Origin of the sequence: Lentibacillus amyloliquefaciens, assembly GCF_001307805.1 — a bacterium.
In the GTDB taxonomy this organism is placed as follows: domain Bacteria; phylum Bacillota; class Bacilli; order Bacillales; family Amphibacillaceae; genus Lentibacillus; species Lentibacillus amyloliquefaciens.
In genome coordinates, this window is sequence record NZ_CP013862.1 from 3,302,945 (window position 1) to 3,323,477 (window position 20,533).

General features: G+C 42.2%; 15 protein-coding genes and 2 pseudogenes. 8 read left to right on the forward strand and 9 right to left on the reverse strand.

The genetic code is table 11. The annotated features are described in order from the left end of the window. Nucleotides 1-119: 119 nt before the first annotated feature. Together AOX59_RS16520 and AOX59_RS20795 are read left to right on the forward strand one after the other, a co-directional pair. Nucleotides 120-377, forward strand: a complete 258-nt coding sequence (locus AOX59_RS16520) for a hypothetical protein (RefSeq protein ID WP_068447133.1) — start codon at nt 120-122, stop codon at nt 375-377. Nucleotides 378-732: 355 nt separating this feature from the next. Further along, nucleotides 733-996 (forward strand): annotated as a pseudogene (locus AOX59_RS20795) (hypothetical protein); the annotation flags it as partial. On the opposite strand, the gene AOX59_RS16525 reads toward AOX59_RS20795, so the two are convergent. Continuing rightward, nucleotides 953-1,738, reverse strand: coding sequence for an Ltp family lipoprotein (locus AOX59_RS16525; RefSeq protein ID WP_237049296.1), 786 nt, complete (start codon nt 1,736-1,738; stop codon nt 953-955). The pseudogene AOX59_RS20795 and the gene AOX59_RS16525 overlap by 44 nt on opposite strands. Before the next feature lie 233 nt (nt 1,739-1,971). On the opposite strand from AOX59_RS16525, the gene AOX59_RS16530 reads away from it, so the two are divergent. Beyond that, the gene (locus AOX59_RS16530; protein ID WP_068447135.1) at nt 1,972-2,163 is read left to right on the forward strand and encodes a hypothetical protein; all 192 of its coding nucleotides are present in this window, start codon (nt 1,972-1,974) and stop codon (nt 2,161-2,163) included. On the opposite strand, the gene AOX59_RS16535 is transcribed toward AOX59_RS16530, so the two are convergent. Further along, nucleotides 2,131-3,825 (reverse strand): thiamine pyrophosphate-binding protein, encoded by a 1,695-nt coding sequence (locus tag AOX59_RS16535; protein ID WP_068447138.1) that lies wholly within the window; start codon nt 3,823-3,825, stop codon nt 2,131-2,133. The two genes, AOX59_RS16530 and AOX59_RS16535, sit on opposite strands and share 33 nt — an antisense overlap. Nucleotides 3,826-4,116: 291 nt before the next feature. Here AOX59_RS16535 and AOX59_RS16540 point away from each other — a divergent pair, with 291 nt between their 5' ends. The 4 genes from AOX59_RS16540 (at nt 4,117) to AOX59_RS16555 (ending at nt 8,683) form a co-directional block, all read left to right on the forward strand. Beyond that, the gene (locus AOX59_RS16540) at nt 4,117-5,589 is read left to right on the forward strand and encodes an aldehyde dehydrogenase family protein (protein ID WP_068447139.1); all 1,473 of its coding nucleotides are present in this window, start codon (nt 4,117-4,119) and stop codon (nt 5,587-5,589) included. 61 nt (nt 5,590-5,650) lie between these two features. Then, nucleotides 5,651-6,157, forward strand: a complete 507-nt coding sequence (locus tag AOX59_RS20135) for an FAD-dependent oxidoreductase (RefSeq protein WP_068447141.1) — start codon at nt 5,651-5,653, stop codon at nt 6,155-6,157. Continuing rightward, a complete protein-coding gene (locus AOX59_RS16550) occupies nt 6,100-7,416 on the forward strand; it encodes a flavin monoamine oxidase family protein (RefSeq protein ID WP_218917907.1) in 1,317 nt (438 codons plus the stop codon). The genes AOX59_RS20135 and AOX59_RS16550 overlap by 58 nt, the downstream gene beginning before the upstream one ends. Nucleotides 7,417-7,699: 283 nt before the next feature. Beyond that, nucleotides 7,700-8,683 carry an ABC transporter substrate-binding protein gene (locus AOX59_RS16555; RefSeq protein WP_237049297.1) on the forward strand — a complete coding sequence of 328 codons (984 nt, stop codon included), beginning with the start codon at nt 7,700-7,702 and terminating at the stop codon, nt 8,681-8,683. A 915-nt stretch (nt 8,684-9,598) separates the two neighbouring features. Here the strand turns inward: AOX59_RS16555 and AOX59_RS16560 are convergent. Both AOX59_RS16560 and AOX59_RS16565 read right to left on the reverse strand, forming a co-directional pair. Continuing rightward, nucleotides 9,599-11,116 (reverse strand): BCCT family transporter, encoded by a 1,518-nt coding sequence (locus AOX59_RS16560; protein WP_068447146.1) that lies wholly within the window; start codon nt 11,114-11,116, stop codon nt 9,599-9,601. An 813-nt stretch (nt 11,117-11,929) separates the two neighbouring features. Then, nucleotides 11,930-13,363, reverse strand: a pseudogene (locus AOX59_RS16565) (aldehyde dehydrogenase family protein); the annotation flags it as partial. 91 nt (nt 13,364-13,454) lie between these two features. On the opposite strand from AOX59_RS16565, the gene AOX59_RS16570 reads away from it, so the two are divergent. Continuing rightward, nucleotides 13,455-14,687 (forward strand): ISL3 family transposase, encoded by a 1,233-nt coding sequence (locus AOX59_RS16570; protein WP_068440383.1) that lies wholly within the window; start codon nt 13,455-13,457, stop codon nt 14,685-14,687. A gap of 262 nt (nt 14,688-14,949) precedes the next feature. On the opposite strand, the gene dapA is transcribed toward AOX59_RS16570, so the two are convergent. From dapA to AOX59_RS16595, 5 genes are all read right to left on the reverse strand, one after another. Continuing rightward, nucleotides 14,950-15,843, reverse strand: a complete 894-nt coding sequence (gene dapA, locus AOX59_RS16575; protein ID WP_068447149.1) for a 4-hydroxy-tetrahydrodipicolinate synthase — start codon at nt 15,841-15,843, stop codon at nt 14,950-14,952. Nucleotides 15,844-15,876: 33 nt separating this feature from the next. Then, nucleotides 15,877-17,301 carry a Na+/H+ antiporter NhaC gene (gene nhaC / locus AOX59_RS16580; protein ID WP_068447151.1) on the reverse strand — a complete coding sequence of 475 codons (1,425 nt, stop codon included), beginning with the start codon at nt 17,299-17,301 and terminating at the stop codon, nt 15,877-15,879. 81 nt (nt 17,302-17,382) lie between these two features. Next, complete coding sequence (locus AOX59_RS16585; RefSeq protein ID WP_068447154.1) at nt 17,383-18,303, reverse strand: proline racemase family protein; 921 nt, start codon at nt 18,301-18,303, stop codon at nt 17,383-17,385. 15 nt (nt 18,304-18,318) lie between these two features. Continuing rightward, nucleotides 18,319-19,341 carry a proline racemase family protein gene (locus AOX59_RS16590; protein WP_068447156.1) on the reverse strand — a complete coding sequence of 341 codons (1,023 nt, stop codon included), beginning with the start codon at nt 19,339-19,341 and terminating at the stop codon, nt 18,319-18,321. Then, nucleotides 19,338-20,519 (reverse strand): NAD(P)/FAD-dependent oxidoreductase, encoded by a 1,182-nt coding sequence (locus AOX59_RS16595; RefSeq protein WP_068447158.1) that lies wholly within the window; start codon nt 20,517-20,519, stop codon nt 19,338-19,340. The genes AOX59_RS16590 and AOX59_RS16595 overlap by 4 nt, the downstream gene beginning before the upstream one ends. Nucleotides 20,520-20,533 lie beyond the last annotated feature (14 nt).

Sequence of the window (20,533 nt, forward strand, 5' to 3'; positions counted from 1 at the left end):
CAGAACTTATTTCGTGGCAGCCGGGATTTGTCGCAGATTATCGCCTGACGATGAAAAATAGATTTAAGATGGAATAATGCAACAAAATCATATAAAATAGAAGCAGGTGGGTGATATTAATGGAAAATGAAGCATTGCTAAATCGCATTCTTGAAAAGTTAGAAACACTGGAAAAAGGACAACAAGATTTCAAGGCAAAAATGAATGATTTCAGGCAAGAAACACAAGAAGGAATAAAGAATTTAAACGAAAAATTAGACCTGTTAACGAAACAAACAAGTAATGCTGTTGTTGAAAATCATTCTAATGAATTAAAATTCTTATCCAGTAAAGTTCAGCAATTGGAGAAAGATATATATAAATTAAAACATTCATAATCACTTAATTGTAACCCTCTTGATTTCTCTTTCCTCAAGTGTTTTTCTAGTAAATAATCTCGGGCGTCAATCACATCCCGAGTAATTGTATCTTACATGTTTTATGCGCAATCAAAAAAGAAAAACTGAAAGGATGAGTTACATTCCCTATCAGTTTTTTTAATTTGTCTGTATTTAAACTAATTCAACTTGCTCCATGATATCAAACTCTGCACCCTGATATTCTTTAATATCACTGGGGCATAAAGGTAGGTATCGTATTTAAAATCCCAACTATACCATACTTATTCAAAACGGATAATCGATTCACAGCATCATCAATTTCTTTAGGGTATTGATTTCAAATGCCCGATATCGCACACTGGGCGGTATGTTTTATGAATTATGTGATGAAAGTTATGATCCGATTGGGCTCTGGCGTTACAGCAGTTAATCAAGCTTCCCGGAAGATACCCTCAAAAAGGCGAATAATAAAATGCAGCAACTCACCAAAAGTCAACTACAACAATTAATTGCGAATCTGCCCAATTATATCAAGGTACACCTGCCTGTTTCAGTCTGCGAAAGTCGAGTTGTTAATTTAAATTTTCCACTGCGTAATCTGCTTCTTCTTGTGTGAATTTTTCCCCGTAATCTGAAGATAATTGATCCCTGATTGCTTCAAGCGACATATCCATTGATTCTTGATAACTTTTTGCAGATTCTAGTGCGTTCTCATTCCAATCTGCTTCTATATTATCCGCAGCGTATTGTGCTTCTTCATCTGTAAATTTTTCTCCGTGCTCCGATGTCAATTGGTCGTATATACCCGCTTTAGACATATGCATAGTCTCACTGTAATTTTCCGCTGACTTCAATGCGTTGTCGTTCCAATCAGCCTCAATATTGTCAATTGCATACTGAGCTGCGTCATCCGGGAATTGGTCACCATATTCGGATGTCAACTGGTCAAAAATCCCGGCTTTAGACATGTGCATCATATCTGAATAGTTTTCTGCTGAATTTAATGCAGATGTGTGCTCGGTTGGAACATCGTCTTCTGTGTTTGTTTCTTCAACAGGATCAGGTTCATTACTTTCTTCTGTTTCTTGAGGCTCTTCTTCAACTTGTTCAGCTTCTGTATTTTCTTCTGGTGGATTATTATCTTCTTCTACTACTTCTTGATCGGCTTCCTCCTCCTCGGCTTCAGATGAAGCAATGTCAGAATTACCGGTTGGTATTGCTAAACCTATAATAAAAAGACCAACACCGACCATTAAAACAACTTTTCCTGGCTTTTTTTCACCCTTTTTCAAGGCTAAAATTAAGACTGCACCAACTATAATAATTATGAATCCGATTGCACCTATAAATGCACTCATGTAAACCCTCCATTTATGTAATTAGGTCTATTTTACTGGATAAAATGTACTATTACAAGATTAAAAAAATAAACCCATCTACAGATCTTATTTCGTGGCAGCCGGGGGTTGGCGCAGGTTATCGTTTTACACAATTATTAAGACGCGGGGACTGTCCCCACTGCTTCGGGCGCGGTTTGGGGTCGTTCGATATGGGCTGGAGATTGGTCAACATGGGCGGGTGAGGGCGTGATATGGGCGCGAAAATGGAAACATGGGCCGGAGCGTGTGTAATATGGGCGGGAAAGCGACAACATGGGCGCGAAAACGGAAGTATGGGCGGGAAGTCATTCATCATGGGCGGCAGAACAGTCAACATGGGCTGGGAGCGGGGACTGTCCCCGCTCCTCCCATTAGCTTCCAGGGCGGAAAGTGTTAATGTATGATTCTGCTTCCTCGTATGGTTCGTTTGTTGGGCCGACTGCTTCCATGTCGACGACAATCATGGATGGTTTCCGTTTTGCGATGGCCGTTTCCAGTGCGGCTGTAAATGTATCAGCCGATGTGACTTTTTTGGCTTCAAAGCCCATCGATTCGCTCATTTTCACATAATCCGGATATTCCAGGTCGACGGCATGAGTCCGCCCGTATGCGGCAGATTGCAGATAGCGCAGGATACCGTAGCCGCCATCGTCAAACAGAACAATGACCAGAGGCAATTTTTCCTGGGCAGCAGTGGCAAGCTCACCCGCATTGACCATGAAACCACCGTCACCTGCCATCAATACGACAAGGCGATTTTCATCCGCTATTTGTGCCCCGATGGCAGTTGGCAGCCCTTGCCCGATACCGCCTCCGGAAGCAAAAATGGATGTCCGCGGTTCATAAATATCAATCAGCCGGTTTCCCCACAGATAAGCGGGTATTGTGACATCACGGACAAGAATAGCATTATCCGGCATGAGTCTGCGCATACTGTCGGCAAATTCATCATACGGGGCAACAGCTTCACGTAATTCCGTGCGCACTTGATTGCGCACAGATTTGACTTTTTCTATAAAGGTCGGCTCGGTTGACGACGCTTGATCACCAATCAGCCGGTTAAGTTGTTTCAGTACTTGTTTGGCGTCACCGACAAGTCCATAGGTTGTTTCATAGTTTAGATTCAAGGCTTCCGGATCCGCATTAATCCCAATATGTTCTGCGGGAATTGGCGTTGTCCAGTCATTGGTTTCGTCACCGCGGAAGTGGGTTCCGATGCTGATAAGCAGATCCGATTTTTCAAATAACCCTTCAACCGCCGGATCTGCAGCGAAATTGCCGATGCAGAGCGGATAGTTTTCTGGAATCGCCCCCTTACCTGATTCGCTGGTGACGACTGCTGGCTGAAGCTTGTCGGTGAACTGCTTGAGTACTTGTGTTGCATCTGCCTTAATAACACCGCCGCCGACCCAGACAATCGGTCTTTTTGCTTCTAGAATTTTTTTAATTAATGCTTCCGGAATAATGTTTTCATCGTCAGTCGGTTCAGCTTTTTTGACATGCCCGCTGAAATCTATGACAGTCGTCTCAGGAATTATCATTGTCTGTAAATCAGTCGGGACGGATACGGTTATCGGCCCCAGAGGTGGCTTAAATGCTTCATTAATCGATTGCGAAATCAATGCGCCGGTTTGCTCAGCCTGTTTCAATAAATGTGCTTTTTTGCCGGCACCCGTCATCATCGACAGCTGGTCTTTTGCTTCGTGGATGTAGCGCTTTTTCTTTCCAATGTAATTTGACGCGACTTCACCTGTAATATGTAAGAGCGGTGTTCCCTGGTTCCACGATTCGGTAAGTGCTCCGGCAGCGTTTCCCGCACCTGCTCCTGTGCTTGTCAGGACAACACCCAGCTTTCCTGTTGCACGGGCATAGCCATCTGCCATATTGACCGCTCCGCTTTCTCCTCGGGCAGGCACTAGCCGAATCGACCCCTCGCGTACAATGGCGTCGTATATCGGCATGTTATGAATGCTCACAATGCCATAAACGACTTCAACGCCAGCCTTGACAAGCTGTTCAACAATGGCGTCGGCTGTTGTGAAAGTTTTTTGATCTGTGCTGTTCATCTTGTTACCTCCATTTGTTTCGGTTTAATAGTTGTTATATATTAGATTTTTTGCATTCGACTGACTGGTAGAAAGTACATTTATTTATGTTACCATGAATAGATATCTTGTCAAATTTTGCTTAAATACTGATGTGTCAGTATTTGACGATTAGAAGGTGAAAGGTTAAGCTTATTGATGTTAAAACATTCTATCAAAAAGCAATCGATTGATAGAATGTTTCGTCAGACGATGACTAATATCTGACATAATCGTTTGATAGAGTAAGTGAACATCCGGGGGGTAAATAAAATGAAGTATTTAAATATGTTCTTTGATGGTCAATGGACCGATTCAAAAGATTATAAGCAAAGAGACATCCTCAATCCTGCCAATGGTGAGGTCATCGCAAAGGCGTCGGAAGGCACGGCTGAAGACGCTAAAAAAGCGATCACAGCGGCCAGGAAGGCGTTTGATGCGGGTGATTGGCCGGATATGGCACCAGCTGAGCGGTCGGCATTTTTGTACAGGGTTGCGGCTGAAATCGATTCACATCATGATGAATTAACGCGGCTTGAAACATTGGATAATGGTAAAACACTTGCTGAAGCCGGTTATGATGTCAGTGATGCCGCAGACTGTTTCCGGTATTACGCAGGGCTGATTCGGAAACCCGAGGGTCAGGCATATGATGCGCCTGACGATATCCAGACAATGGTCGTGCATGAGCCGATTGGTGTGTGCGGTTTAATTGTCCCGTGGAATTTTCCGTTGCTGATGAGCGTTTGGAAAATTGCTCCCGCACTAGCCGCGGGAAACACTGTTATCCTTAAGCCATCAGAAGTGACCCCGGTCACGGCCGTGAAGCTTTTCGAAATCTTTGAAGCTGCCGGAATGCCTAAAGGCACTGTAAACCTTGTACTGGGAAGCGGCGCAACTGCAGGCAATGAACTGGCCGAAAGTCATCATGTTGATAAAATTTCATTTACAGGTGGAACGAAAACAGGCAGAACGATTATGAAAGCAGCGGCCGGGAATCTGAAAAAGATATCGCTGGAGCTGGGGGGCAAATCACCGAATATTGTGTTTGCCGATGCCGATTTAGACACGGCTGTTGACCATGCTTTGTATGGTATATTTTTTGGGGCTGGACAGGTTTGCTCGTCAGGGTCGCGTATATTGGTTGAAGATAGCATCCACGATCAATTTGTGGAGCGATTTGCTGAACGGGCTAAAAACATTAAAGTTGGTCCCGGTGACGATACGCAGTCGGAAATGGGGCCGCTTGTCAGCGAAGCGCATATGAATAATGTTCTTGACTACATCGCCGCCGGAAAAGATGAAGGTGCACGGCTTGTATGTGGCGGAAACCGCATCGAAACGGGCGCATTTAAAAATGGCTATTTTGTTGAACCAACGGCGTTTACCGGCACAACGGAAGATATGACTATTGTCCAGGAAGAAATTTTTGGTCCGGTTGCTGTTTTTCAGACTTTCAGCGATGAGAAAGACGCGGTCCGGCTCGCAAATAACACCAATTACGGACTGGCCGGGAGTGTCTTTACCAGTGATAGCGCTAAAGCATTAAGGGTCATTAAAAAGGTTCGTGCAGGCATCACATGGGTGAACACCTACCATACGACGTATAATGATTCGCCTTGGGGCGGCTATAAACAGAGCGGGATCGGCCGCAGCCTCGGTACTTATGGTCTGGAGGAATACCAGGAAGTAAAGCAAATCAATATCAGCCAGCAAGTTGAACGCTCCGGATGGTTCTCCGAGTAACCAAACTAAAGAGACATTCAGGCTGGTTGCTATTAGATACCGAATACTGGAGGGGACAACCATGACACATTCAAGAATTGAAATGGATCACATCACACACAAAACAGGTAAAGCGGATTGTCTGTCGATTGATACAGCCATCATTGGTGCGGGGGTATCCGGTTTATATGCCGGGTATCGCTTGCTGTCGGGCGATTTCATGAATGATAAGCATCGTCCTGATTCAGTGCACATTTTTGAGATGGACACCCGGGTAGGCGGCCGGCTGGAGTCGATTACATTACCTGATATGAACGTAACGGGGGAAATGGGGGGCATGCATTATGATACCTCATACAACATTACGACGACATTGATCGAGGACATTTTTCAGCTTCATCACACGCCTTTTCCGTCGGGTGATCCAAACGATTATCTCTACTACTTGCGAGGAAAGCATTTTAAAGGAGATGAATGGGCGCGTGCACAAGACAGGGGGAAGTGCTTGAGGTACCTTATCAATTGCGCGATGTGGACAAAGGGTATCGGTTCGATCAGCTTCTGCAAAAGATTGTGTATAACATGCTGAGGAATGATCCATGGTTTACTGAGAATTATGCAGACCGCCTTAACAAAATCAGCCATTATGCCTACGAATTTAACATTACCCGCGGGCAGTGGGATGACATCAGGATTAATTGGACTTATTACAAACAGGGAAGTCCGTATGACGGTATGAAAATGCGCAATATCGGTTTCTGGAATGTTATAAAAGATCAGGTTGGCCAGGAAGGTTATGCGTTCATTGCTGATGCCGAGGGTTATTATTCGAACACGATGAACTGGAATGCTGCGATTGCCGTTTCGTACATGATTGGTGACGATGGTGAAGGGGACCATTACCGAACGATTGAAAATGGCTTTGATCAGCTTGCTTATGCACTTGCAAGGCATTTTACAGAGAGTGAGGGATCACAGCTTTGGATGGGTAACCGTCTTGTGACATTTGAGAAAAGTGAAGACACCGGACGACGGTACCGTCTGACGTTTTATAATGTGTATGACCAGGCATATTGGAAGGTTTACGCTGATTCTATTATTCTGGCAATGCCGAAGCGGTCGCTGGAACTGATCGATCAGCAGAACTTTTTCTTTGATTCTAATACACACCCCGCCTTAAAGCAGCATATGGATTCGATATTTGATATCCCATCATTTAAGCTGCTGATGGGTTTTAACGATCCATGGTGGAAAAACGATCTAGGCATTAAGGAAGGAAAAGCTTCAACGGACTTGCCGATGAGCCAGTGTGTTTATTTTGGGACAGACCCTGACAACGCGCATTCTTTACTGCTGGCAAGCTACAACGATTACCGCACTGTCCATTTCTGGAATTCACTTATTCAGGATGAAGCTGCACGCGGCTACAGAAGCAATGATTCAGCAGATCCCGGAGAGAAACAAGTGTCGCTATTGTCAGCTCAGGAGACGACAGTGCTCCCCGGTGTAGAAGCCCCTGCACATGTCGTTAAGGAAGCTTTAAATCAATTGAGCGAATTGCATGGGATAACGGTTCCTGACCCATATATTGTACGGGTGAAAGACTGGTCCCGCGATCCTTATGGCGCTGGTTATCACAATTGGCGTACGTCTGCTTTATTTGAAGACATTATACCATTTATGCGTCAGCCAATTGCTGATGAATCAGTTCATATTATTGGTGATGCTTATTCCGGAAAACAAGGCTGGACTGAAGGCGCTTTTTGTGTGACGGAAAATTTGTTACAGACGTCTTTTTTCCTTAAGAAACCGGACTGGCTGGATGAAGCGTATTATTTAGGGCTTTAAGTTCTCAGTGGAATCAGTTTTGCCGTGGATCGTTATACTAATACTCTAATTTCATGGAATATTTGTTGTATTTTGTCGTTTTTTGGGGAATAACTTAACCTTTCTCGTGTTTACGACTGGATGGTATGTGATGACGCAGTTGTTTGATTCAGCTATTTTTAGTAGTATAAGAGTTTGTCAATCGCATCGACTTATCCCGCATGTAACTGGCAGTACGACCCCCACTGATTGAAGATTCACTTTATCAGCAACTCGAGAACCAAAAACACAAGGAGGTTTTTTCTTGAAAAAGAAATCATTAGTATATGGCGGAATTTTATTACTTATTACGATGATGATTCTTAGCGGATGCAGCGGTGAGTCAGCCGATGCTGAAAAAGATCCCATTATTTTTGCGGATGAGAGTTGGGCAAGCCTTCGTTTCCATAATGAAGTTGCCGGGACTATCATTGAATCTGGATATGGTTACGAGACAGAACAACGAAAAGGTTCCGCGGCTGCCATCTTAACGGGACTCCGAGAAGGTGATGTTGATGTACATATGGAACTGTGGAAACAAAATAATAAAGAAGCTTATGATGAGGGTATTGAAAGCGGTGATTTCGTCAAACTGTCGGTCAACTTTGATGATAACTATCAGGGCCTGTATGTGCCTACCTATGTTATTGAGGGAGACCCTGAGAGAGGGATTGAACCAATGGCGCCTGACTTAAAATATATTACAGATTTGGCCGATTATAAGGATTTATTTCAGGATCCGGAAGATAAAGAAAAAGGCCGTATTATCGGGGCTATTCCAGGATGGGAAGTGAGTGAACGGATCGCTGAAACGTTGAAAGAATATGGTCTGGACGAGCAATTCAATTATTTTCGTCCGGGTGCCGAAGCAGCGATTAATACGTCATTGGCCGATGCGTATAAAAATGGTGAACCGTGGGTCGGTTACAACTATGAACCAAACTGGGTGATGGGAAAATACGATATGACACCGTTGCTTGAGAAGGAAGATACACCGTTATCAGCTGTTGCAGAACAGGATGTCGAGATTGTTTCTCATAAAAGTCTGCCCGAAAGAGCACCTGACGTTAGTGAATTTCTCGAAAACTATCAAACATCCAGTGCGATAGCGAATGATGCACTTGATTATATGCAGAATGAGGATGCATCAGCTGAAGATGCTGCTGTGAAATTTCTGAAAGAAGAAGAAGCACTCTGGACTGAATGGGTACCTGAAGACGTCGCTGAAAAAGTGAAAGACGAGCTTTAATATGTGATTAAAGTTGGATCTCTGTTATTATGCGGATTTTGTCATAATAAGAATTGATTGGAAGGCTGCTGGCTTGAATAAAGCTGGCGGCTTTTTTGTTTTAAATGAAAGATCATTCAAAAGTGATTATCGCATGTAATTTGTACCAATGATTGCATGGCGGAAGGTTTTACCACTCTCTATAGAACAATTTACCATTATCACTAAAAACTTCATGGGCTGGAAAGTGAGAGGTATGGGCGGGTAGCTGCTCATCATGGGCGGGAATGCGGCAACATGGGCTGGAGAGCGAATGACATGGGCGGCAGCACGGCATTTAATTATTGAGGGGAGGATAAAGTGAAACTTCATTCAGCGGAATGATTTTCTCCGTTGAATGTTAGTTGAACAGAATCGGGCATTTATGGTCAGTTAGCCGCCGTTTTTTGGCGGTTTACTGATCATTATATGCGGGGAAAAAAGGACCGAGAAGTTCGAGGCGGCGCCGTTTCGAGCACAGAAAAACTTCCCCCGAATTTACATCGCACGAAGGAAAAGCGTATTTCTTTTCCAAGGAGCGGAATGTATGTCTTCAGATAATGAGCATAAGGAATACTTCCCTGAATCCGCATCGCACGCGAGCATTAGTGGTTTCCTTTTCCAAGAAACGTAAAAGCAAGCCAGCGAGCTTCTCGCGTGTTGTGGTGACTTCTGCGCCCACCACAGGACGTGGGCGGTTTTAGCAGAAGCTCCTCTATCGACGTGTCATTTTTCCCGGACTTTTTGAACGACCTTTTAAAAATACTTTCTCATTAAAACACGTAAAACGATCTGTACGGCTTAATAACGTACTGCAGGACAATGCAGAAGCTTAGCCTATGTACATTTATTTACCAATGAGACCCGGGACCCTGAGCTATTATTTAGCCGGGTGTTTTATTTCAGGCTTTTCCCATGTGCCGTACTTCCCTCTCTAAATTCTTTCTTTAATGCTTTCAGCAGTGCCCAACATATAAAAATAGATATGATCGTAAAAGGACTGGCAACGACAATCGATATCGTTCTGACTGCATCCAGTCCACCGGCTAATAGGAAAACGGTAGCCGATCCTGCAGTAATAAATCCCCATGCTATTTTGACTCTGTTTAATGGATTAATGTTTCCATTACTACTTAACATCCCTAATACAAATGTAGCTGAGTCGGCTGATGTAATAAAAAACGAGAAAATCAGAACGAGAGCCAGTACACTTAACAAAGGGCCAAGCGGAATATGACTTAAGAATGCAAACAGAGCTCCTTCCACATTCGCGTTTACACTCTCCGCCAGATTGCTATTACCTAAATTATGAATTAAATGAACGGCGCTGCCTCCGAGAACCGAGAACCAGATAAAGGATATGAATGAAGGGATTAATAAAACACCCAAAACAAATTCCCTAATGGTTCTGCCTTTCGAGATCCTTGCAACAAATGAGCCTACAAAAGGAGCCCACGTGGTCCACCAGGCCCAGTAGAATACAGTCCAGTTACCTATCCAACTATTTGCTTCACTATCAAATGGTTCCATTCGAAGACTCATCGGCAAGATACTTCCAAAGTAACTTCCCGTGGTGGATATCAGCATTTCAAAGATTTGTTTGGTAGGGCCTGCTGCAAGCACAAAGAGTATGATTAAGACCATGATCAGCATATTAAAGTTCGATAAATATTTGATACCCCGATTTAATCCCGACCAAGAAGAAATGATAAATAATAAAGTTCCTAATCCTATGATGAGCAATTGAACAATTAATGTATTGGGCACTCCCCACTGGGCATTCATGCCACTGGCAATTTGCAACGTACTTAATCCGAATGTACTGGCAACACCGACAGCAGTGATGAATACGGCAAGAATATCAATCGTTTTACCAACAGGTCCATTAATCCGGTCCCCCAACAGTGGGTGAAAAATGGAACTCATGGCAGATGGAAGACCTTTGCGGAAATGGAAAAATGCCAATCCTAAAGCTACTATCCCGTATAAGGCCCAAGGGTGCAGCCCCCAATGAAAAAAGGTAAATTTCATTGCTGCGCTGGCGGATTCCGAAGTTGACCCTTCTCCAAATGGTGGTGTTGTATAGTGTCCGACTGGTTCAGCAACTCCCCAAAACACCAAACCCACTCCCATTCCTGCACTAAACAACATGGTAATCCATGAAAATGTGCTATGAGCGGGCTTGTCCGTATCCTTACCTAAACGGATGTTTCCATATTTGGAAAACATTAAATACAGACAAACCACTACAAAAATAGTACCAACAAGCAGGTAAAACCAGTTAAAATGAGTAACCGCAAAGTCCAGAAAAGCGGATGCTTTCTGGCCTAACCAATTATTAAAGACAACACCGATAACTACAAATAAAATACTAAGTGATAATGAAATGGCAAGAACACTATTTCTCTTAAGCAAAAAATTTCCTCCTATGTAATCAACGCTCACTTGTAGTGATTTTTTACAAGTCTTTTATGGAAGTTCCTTAGTTACAACTTTCTTTAAAGGCAGGTGAAGTTTCATGGTTTGTTAGCAAGCGAATTCGAAACCGTCTACCCAAATGAACAATCATGATTTTAACATAATTACGACGCAATACAAGGATTTTTGGGTGGGTGCCTGTGTCACTTCCCGATGAGGTCTGGATGCCTGCTACCACCCTTTATGTTGAATGATTGATTGTATAGGAGCCGCTGGTTCGGATAAACAGAAAGATGTGGTTTTTAAGCTGGCGTCTGAGCAAATAGATTTAATCGACGACAAAATAAGACGCCTTTTCACAAAAAAATAGCACACTTTCGAGGTGTTGATATTTTTATAAAAAAGGGTTAGAATAAAAGTAGCTAATATGAATAAAATAATATTGCCCTTACAGATATTTAATCTGTAGTGCGGCCTTAAAAATTTTACTTGGCCGGTCGATCGGCCGTAAAGAGAAAGCCACTCTATTTAGAGTGGCTTTCTACGTGTATTACCGTGGTTGCACGCGCATATGAATGCGTCATAAAAGGCTGATTGAGGGAAAATTTGAAAAAGAAACTTGGGATCTGCCCTCGCTCGAGGCCCGAACTTCTGAGGCGTTTTACTCCTATAATCGAATCTGACAACGAAAAGTGTTATGTACAGGTGCAACATGACTCTTTTTTATTTGGTAGACGATTATAGATACCACGATTGAAAAGTACCACCCTGCGAATGAAGCAGAGTGGTAATTTTATTGATTTTATGCTCTTAGGCATCTTTTATTTTAACCAAAACACTTTTAACCTCAGTGTAATTCGCTAATCCATATTCACCGCCCATTTCTCGGCCAATACCGGACTTTTTATAACCGCCAAATGGCATGGTTTCAAGTTCAAGCCCAAAGTCATTAATCCAAACAGTTCCAGCTTGCAGTTTTCCGGAAACACGGTGACCTTTGCGAATATTTTCTGTCCACACACTGGCTGCCAGTCCATATTCACTGTCATTTGCTCGTTTAACTACTTCTTCTTCTGTATCAAATGGAAATATTGAAATAACTGGCCCGAAGATTTCTTCTCTGGCAATGGTCATATCATCTTCAACATCAGCAAAGACAGTTGGTTCGACGAAAAACCCTTTATCAAAAGATTTATTGCCGCCAGCAACTAAACGGGCGCCTTCCGCTTTTCCTTTTTCAATGTATTCCAGAACGGTTTGCTGTTGTTTTTCTGAAATGAGCGGACCCATTTCTGTTTCAGCATCCATTCCTGGGCCGAGTTTTACAGCTTTAGCACGCTCGGCTATTTTCTCGACAACTTCATCATAATGACTGCGGTGAACATAGAGACGAGTGCAGGCACTGCAGTTTTGGCCATGATTATACATCGTGCCGTCAAATGAACCTTCGATGGCTTCTTCGAGATTTGCATCCTCAAAGATAATGCTAGGGGATTTACCACCAAGTTCCAACGTCACACTTTTTATATCATCAGATGCTTTTTGCATGACATTTTGTCCAACGGCTGTAGAACCTGTAAATGCTACCTTCGCAATATCTTTATGCGTAATGATTGCTTCGCCGGCTAAACGACCGGCACCGGGAACAACGTTAACAACCCCATTAGGGAACCCGGCTTCCTTGAACAATTGTGCTGTATAGAGAAGTGATAATGGTGTTTCTGTAGCCGGCTTGATGACCACTGTACAGCCGACAGCAAGCGCGGAACCCAGCTTCCAGCCGGCCATGGCCAGCGGAAAATTCCATGGGATAATTTGACCAACGACACCAACCGGTTCATGAACAATATAGTTAAAATAATCAGGAGACATATTAACAGTTTTTCCTGTTATTTTCGTTGCCCATCCAGCATAATAGCGGAAATGCTCAATTGTTCCATCTATATCATCCTCAAGTGCCACTTCATATGGTTTCCCATTATCTAAAGCTTCAAGCTGAGCAAGTTCTTCACGATTTTCTTCTAGCAGATCGGCAAATTTATAAATCAAGCGCGAGCGTTCCGCGGCCTCCATTTTGGTCCATTCACCTTTTTCAAAAGCTTCTTTAGCTGCTTCCACAGCAACATCAATATCTGTTTCTTGTGCTTCATTCACCTCTGCAAGAACTTCTTCTGTAGCAGGGTTTAAAACGTCAAAAGTTGTTTTATTTTTGGACTGAACATATTCTCCGTTAATATAAAGTCCTGCTTCCTCGCTATTTAATGTTTAGTCTAATGTTTCATATAGCTGTCCATACTGGGTAAAAACTATTAAATTACCCGGGAGTGTTGGCTTTATGAAGAATTTTGAAGAAAAGTATAATATGTTTCAATCTGCCTTGGAAATACCTGAACCTTGGTATGTTTTTCATCATGAACTGGCAAAAGATGAAAAGACCTTACACATCTATATCGAATACAGATCAGGTGCTGAATTTACATGTCCTAACTGTGGAAATCCAGGCTGTAAAGTCCATGATATTTATGATCAGGATCGCACATGGCGACACCTTGATTTTTGGCAATATCAAACATTGCTTCATGCCAGAATGCCGCGTGTTAATTGTGAATCCTGCGGTAAAATACGTACCGTCAAGATAGACTGGGCACGGCCGGGTGCCGGGTTTTCATTATTCTTTGATTATCATGTGATGTCCTTAATGGCTGAAATGCCTGTGGCAGCTGTTGCTCGTAAGGTTGGTGAACATGATACCCGTCTCTGGCGTGTATTTAAGTATTATGTTCATCAAGCGATGAAGGAGCTTGATGTCTCCAGTGTGACACGCGTCGCCATTGATGAAACATCCCGTGCCAAAGGACATAAATACGTGACACTGTTTATCGACACGGATACTAAACGGTTATTGTTCGCCACAGAAGGAAAAAGTTCAGATGTATTACAGGACTTTTGCCAGTTCCTTGAACGCAAAGGCGTTTCCCCTTCCCAAATCAGGGAAATATGTTCGGATATGTCGCCTTCGTTTATAGCAGGAATTGAAGCGAATTTCCCCGATGCATCGATCACATTTGATAAATTTCATGTCATGAAGCTGGTGAACGAAGCATTGGATAAGGTTCGCAAACATGAACAAGCGACCGAACCATTACTGAAAAATTCACGTTACGTGTGGCTAAAAAACCAAGAAAATCTAACCAAAAAGCAGGACAGTAAATTCCAGAAACTTAAGGACATGGACTTAAAAACAGGGCGTGCCTATCGCATAAAATTATCCCTCCAGAAGATGTGGCAACTATCACCGCTATCCTCTGATATTTATTTTGATGCATGGTATGACTGGGCCATCCGTTCACAGTTGGAACCTATGATCAAGGCTGCAAAGTCACTGAAAAAGCACAAGGACGGTATTTTAAGGTGGTTCATTACCAAATTGACCAATGGGCTGCTTGAAGGCATAAATGGCCTGGTTCAAGCTGCCAAGAGAAAGGCTCGAGGTTACCGCTCTACGGACAATTTCATCGCCATGATCTACGCGACAGTTAACAAACTTGATTTAATTGTTGAGCCATGACTATAGTGTTTCCTTCGTTTGCTTGCCAACTCTCCCTTGGATGCTTTACAGGTTGTCAAGCGCTTTCCTTGACGACCTGTAAAGCATCCAAGACAATACAGGCAGCAAACAAGGAATGGTAGATTTATGTGGTGCTATTATACTAACTTTTCAACACTAAATAGCGAATAGCCAAAGTCCTTTAACACCTTGTAAAAATTCTTCTACTTTCGGTTTTAAAACAATTTCTTTAGTAGACATAGAAACATAACCTCCTCATAAATTAATACTTAACAATCTGCAGTTGGCTTAAAATTCCTTGTAATGTTTTATCTTCTTCTTCAGTTAACGGCAACCTTGGTTTACGTGAAGGTCCTCCAGCCAATCCTTGTAAATCCAAACCGCGTTTAACGATTTGCACATATTTCCCGGAATCCTCCAGGAAGTTGCAAAGTGGCAGGATTCGGTCATAGATGTCCCATGCTTTGTCCATATCACCTTCTTTAAAACTGTTAAATAGATCGGTAGCCATTTCAGGTATAATATTTCCGGCAACAGATACCCAGCCAGTTGCTCCCATTAAAAAGGATTCAAGGACAAGGTCATCGGAGCCGCAAAATGTTTTAATATAATCTTTGCCTTGTCTGGAGATATCTCGCAGCTTTTGGATTTCTCCACTGGACTCTTTGATGTGTGTGATATTTTCAACATCACGTCCAGCTTTCAGAATTGTCTCCGTTCCAATATTAATCCCGGACGTAAACGGATTATTGTAAATCATGATTGGAATGCTTACGGATTCAGCAACTGTTTTAAAATGCTCATAGATTTCGTGATCTTTTGGGTGTGCATAATACGAGTTTATTAGTAGTGCACCATCTGCCCCGGCGGTTTCTGCCTTTTGTGTATACGCAACTGCGTCTTGAGTTGTCTCAGCAGCTGTTCCAATGATCAGGGGAACCCGTCCATTTACTTGCTCGGAAGCGACTTCCATAAGCTTATATTTCTCTTCTGTAGTTAAGCTAACAAACTCACCGGTACTTCCGTTCACGATAAGGCCGGCTACATTTAAACTGATATAATGTTCTATATTTTGTCTCACCCCCTCGTAATTCACTGTTTCATCATTATGCATGGGTGTAGCAAGCACTGGAAATGTTCCTTCTAATTGTTTCATTGTAAATTCCTCCTTAGGCTAAAAATCAGTTATTTAAGAATTAGCTATTTCTTTTGGTTCATCATCACTGTGTTTCTCTGGTTTTGTATACCAAATAAATTTATTGGTAAAGCCATAGATAAGCGTGATAATTATCGCTAGAAAGTTAAACCACAGAAATGGCAGGTAAGTTAGTGTTGATACACCAAGTGTTGTAGCCATAAACACACCGCCATCAGACCATGGAACCATTGGGGTGGTTAACGTTCCTCCAGCCTCGGTACTTCGTGAGAGCACACGACGGTCAATATTTAATCGATCATAGTTTTCCTCTGTTATTTTACTGGCTGTGATAACGGATACATAAGCTGCACCACCAAAGAAATTTCCAAAGAATCCAGATAGTATGGTTGATAAGGTTGTTTTTCCGGCATTATCTGCCCAGGACAACATGGAATTACATATTGCTCTTAGTATTCCTGTCTTTTCCATTAATCCACCAACACCAAGGGCAAACAGAATCAGTACAATTACACTGAGCATAAATTCAATCCCGCCACGATTTAAAAGATTGTCAATAAAATCAACGCCAGATTCGATATCATTTCCTGAATACAAAATATTAATACTTTTTAATATCGACATGTTTTGGAATAAAAATCCCCATACAGACCCTAGCAAAGCACCAAATAATATTACTGGTATGGAGGGCATCTTTAATGCTAGTAATATTATGACAACAACTGCAGGTACAACCATATACCACGAAATGTTAAAGTAATCATTTAATGCAGACATTGTAGCTTCTGCTTGACTTAAATCTCCATTTCCGCTATTAAAGAATAATCCCATACCCAAAAATAGTAATGCTGCAATCACAAATGCTGGCGCACTTACGTATAGCATCGATTTAATGTGGCGAATGACATTCACTTTTGATAAAGATGCAGTCATGACTGTGGTGTCTGACAGTGGGGAAAGCTTATCACCGACATAGCAACCTGAAATGACCGCACCTGCTACTAAGGCAACTGGGAAGCCGAAACTTGCACCGATTCCCATCATGGCAATACCTGCAGTTCCAGCTGAACCAAATGAAGTTCCAGTTGCCAATGAAGTTATAGCGCAAATGATAAAAGCTGCCATTAAGAAGATGCTCGGATCAATAATGGAAAGTCCGTAGTAAATAATACTTGGAACAATCCCCCCGGAAATCCATGTTCCAATTAACGCACCAACTGAAATCAGTATTAAGACAGCTTCCAAACCGTCATAAATGCCTTTCAAAATACCGTCCTGCAGTTCCTTGTATGAGTAGCCAATCTTAAGTCCAACTAAAATTATCATGAACCAGGTAGCCAGCAGTGCTAATTGAATCGGTATTCCAAGTTGTACTACCGAGAAAAACATAATGACAATGAAGGAAACTAATACAAAAATCACTTCCCCCAAAGTAGGTAACCTTTTTTCAGCATTCATTCTCTCACTCTCCTTCATTAAAATTAGTAGGTATTTTCTGTGAAAATCTGCCTAAGTGATGAAATCTATCCCTCCTTATCATCATTTCAATAAAAATCCATATTGAAGTGGATCTGTCTGATCATACATAAACTGATGTATACCTGTAACAAATCCTCTTGTTTCCATCGAAAACCGGTAATCAGTTCCTTTAACCAAAGATGCAGTCAGTGAACTGTCAAATATACTATGATTCGTTAACGTTGTAACATTGCATTTCTCATACAGCTTGGATTTAAATAACGCAAATGTACTATCTGTGCCTGGAGAGCGCAGAATACTTCCATCTTTTTTAAAGGTGACCGAACGAACTTCCATATGACTCTGAATATATATAGGTTCCATTAAAATAACGCCGTCAAATTCAAGGTTATTCTTCATTTCCGAGGTAGTTTGCAGACCCCATTTTGAAATCGCAGATAGATTTTCTATGGCAATAGTCGGAATGGTTTTTGGCAAACTGTAAACCAGGTAGTTCCGTGAATTGTCAATTTGCACATTTTTATATGCTTCATTTGTTTCAATAACCTTGCATTCACTACTTTCAAAGCGAGTTACAGGCACTTCTTGCTGTTCATAAGCGGCATAGATGGCGTACACGCCGTAAACGGTTTCAATTTCATAATGATTACTTTCCTTTTTGGCAAGATTACCGGTTTCAAGTAATGCAGTCACTGTTGCAACCAAGCCACTATATGTAAATGGTGGATTGTTGTCATGGTGCACAAAAAGACACGCATAATCAGCGGTTTTGGATGGAAGCACAATACATCCATTCATTCCTTGATAACCCCTGGGTTCGTTCAGTAATAAATTTTTTTCGCGTTTAAAGCGTTGTTCTATTCCTTCTTGGTTAAGATTCATAATATTTGCATCCAATGTCATGGGGGAATTGATAATTATACGAAAGGGTTCTCCTGCTACGTGTGTGTCTATGGTAGAGAATAACTTTTCAACATTCATTTAATCACCTCCTTTTTAGTGACCTTCCATCGGTGGAATGAGTAAGTATCCTTCAGACAATGGGTCCTTTTCGTTATAGAATAAACGATGCATTCCCATAATCCATGCAGATCCGGTTACCTCAGGAACTATGGCTTCAAAATCCCTAATGGTTGTAGTTTCCAGAATCTTTGCTTTAAAGAGTGTACCGACAATACTTTCATAAACAAACGGTTCATTTTTTTGGATTTCATTTTTCATAAACATCGTCGCAAGTTTTGCCGAAGTGCCTGTGCCACAAGGAGAACGATCAATTCCGCCTGGTGGTACCACAACTGTATTTTTTAAATCGGAATCTGGATGAGTTGGGTCAGTGTAAAATTCAATATGTGTTAATCCTTTAATAAAAGGTTGCTCAGGGTGTGATATTTCTACTTCGCTATTAATCACATTTCGTATTGTAATTGCCTTATCAATAATAGTTGACGCATTAGCGGTTGTCAGGTCCAACCCCAGTTTCCGTGCATCAATAATACCGTAAAAGTTGCCGCCGTATGCAATCTCACACTGAACGGAACCGATTGTTTCGATGTCCAAGTCCACGGTTTTTAGAAGGAATGAAGGGACATTGGCGAATGTAACGTCTTTTGCTTTACTGTTTTCTACTTTGACTTTTGTTTTGACTAGGCCGGCTGGTGTATCCAAATTAATGATTGTATATGGTTCATAAATCTCAATAAGTCCTGCCTCCACAAGTGCAGTACAAAAACCAATCGTGTCGTGTCCGCACATTGGCAAATATCCACCAGTCTCGATATAGATAACACCAACATCAGCCTCAGGATGGCACGGGTTCACCATTAATGCGCCTGACATCACATCATGTCCGCGTGGTTCATTCATTAAAAACTTCCGAATCCAATCATAATGCTTTTTCATGTATAGCATCTTGTCGGACATCGTATCGCCTTTTAATTCAGGCAAACCGCTTAGAACAGTTCTAGTCGGGTTGCCGCCGGTATGTGTATCTATCGTGGTGAAGAGACGATTTAGATTCATGTGTGTACCACCCTTTCTGTAAAGCGGTTAAAATGTAATGGTTCAATTGGTACGGATAATTCTTTCTCTGAAATCATTTCCTCTATGACTTTTCCGGTGATGGCGGCTAAGCTAATGCCGTCTCCTTCATGACCTGCAGCTACATAAAATCCGGGAACCTCATCGATACGCGAGACAATCGGAAGATGATCTTCTGTCCATGGTCTCAATCCGGCATAGGTTCGTATAACTGACATATCTGCCATGTTCGGATAGAAACGCATGGCTCTTTTGGCAATATATTTGGTAACTTCCTGGTAGACTTTCGTATCGAATCCAGTAAATTCTCGACTGCTTCCAATCAGAAAGTTTTGACTCTCGGTCGGTTCGAATACAAGGGCAACACCATATTTATCCGTCATGTTATCAACCGTGCGTTCACCGCCGAATTTTGATATCAAATAGCCAAACTCCATTACTTTTCTCAGACCAACCGGTTGTTCTCTAGACGCTACAATTAATTGGCCTTTTCTAGGTTTAATTGGAATATCCACACCGATCATTTCACCAATCTTAGGTGCCCACACACCGCAGGCATTGACAACTTTATTGGCAGTGAACGTGCCGTTTGTCGTTTCAATCACAAATTGACCAGTCGTATCTTTCACAACATTTTGGACTTCGGTATAGGTGTGAATTTTTGCTCCTAGTTTCGCTGCACTATGAAACATGGAGTATGTCAGCATATATGGATTCACGGTGGAGTCTGTTGCGCACTCCAATCCGCCATATAAGTCGTCTGCAAAAAATTTGGATTCATTTCGTAAATCCTCACGATCCAGCATTTGGAAGTCTAGACCGGCATTTTGCTGCTGCTGGACCCATTTTTGGGCAGCTTCCATTTCTTTATCATTTTCACAGACAAGAATACTGCCCGGTTTGCGGTATTCGAAATCAATCTCTAATTCAGTATGTAGTTCATGCACCAGTTGCTGGCTTTTAAGTGACATTTGACTGTCAAACCCTGGATCTTTATCGATAGCCAAAATGTTTCCATCACATCTTGATGATGTGCCACTGGCCAGTTCATGTTTTTCCAGAACTGTAATGTCTAACCCAGCTTTGGAACAATAATAGGAAATTGCCGCCCCTATAATACCACCGCCGATGACAACAATATCCCGATGTTGAACGCTCATGATTGCTTACCTCC

Coding starts and splice junctions, on each gene's coding strand:
- AOX59_RS16520 (WP_068447133.1), top strand. CDS start 120: ATGGAAAATGAAGCATTGCTAAATCGCATTCTTGAAAAGTTAGAAACA.
- AOX59_RS16525 (WP_237049296.1), bottom strand. CDS start 1,738: ATGAGTGCATTTATAGGTGCAATCGGATTCATAATTATTATAGTTGGT.
- AOX59_RS16530 (WP_068447135.1), top strand. CDS start 1,972: ATGGGCGCGAAAATGGAAACATGGGCCGGAGCGTGTGTAATATGGGCG.
- AOX59_RS16535 (WP_068447138.1), bottom strand. CDS start 3,825: ATGAACAGCACAGATCAAAAAACTTTCACAACAGCCGACGCCATTGTT.
- AOX59_RS16540 (WP_068447139.1), top strand. CDS start 4,117: ATGAAGTATTTAAATATGTTCTTTGATGGTCAATGGACCGATTCAAAA.
- AOX59_RS20135 (WP_068447141.1), top strand. CDS start 5,651: ATGACACATTCAAGAATTGAAATGGATCACATCACACACAAAACAGGT.
- AOX59_RS16570 (WP_068440383.1), top strand. CDS start 13,455: ATGAAGAATTTTGAAGAAAAGTATAATATGTTTCAATCTGCCTTGGAA.
- dapA (WP_068447149.1), bottom strand. CDS start 15,843: ATGAAACAATTAGAAGGAACATTTCCAGTGCTTGCTACACCCATGCAT.
- nhaC (WP_068447151.1), bottom strand. CDS start 17,301: ATGAATGCTGAAAAAAGGTTACCTACTTTGGGGGAAGTGATTTTTGTA.
- AOX59_RS16585 (WP_068447154.1), bottom strand. CDS start 18,303: ATGAATGTTGAAAAGTTATTCTCTACCATAGACACACACGTAGCAGGA.
- AOX59_RS16590 (WP_068447156.1), bottom strand. CDS start 19,341: ATGAATCTAAATCGTCTCTTCACCACGATAGATACACATACCGGCGGC.
- AOX59_RS16595 (WP_068447158.1), bottom strand. CDS start 20,519: ATGAGCGTTCAACATCGGGATATTGTTGTCATCGGCGGTGGTATTATA.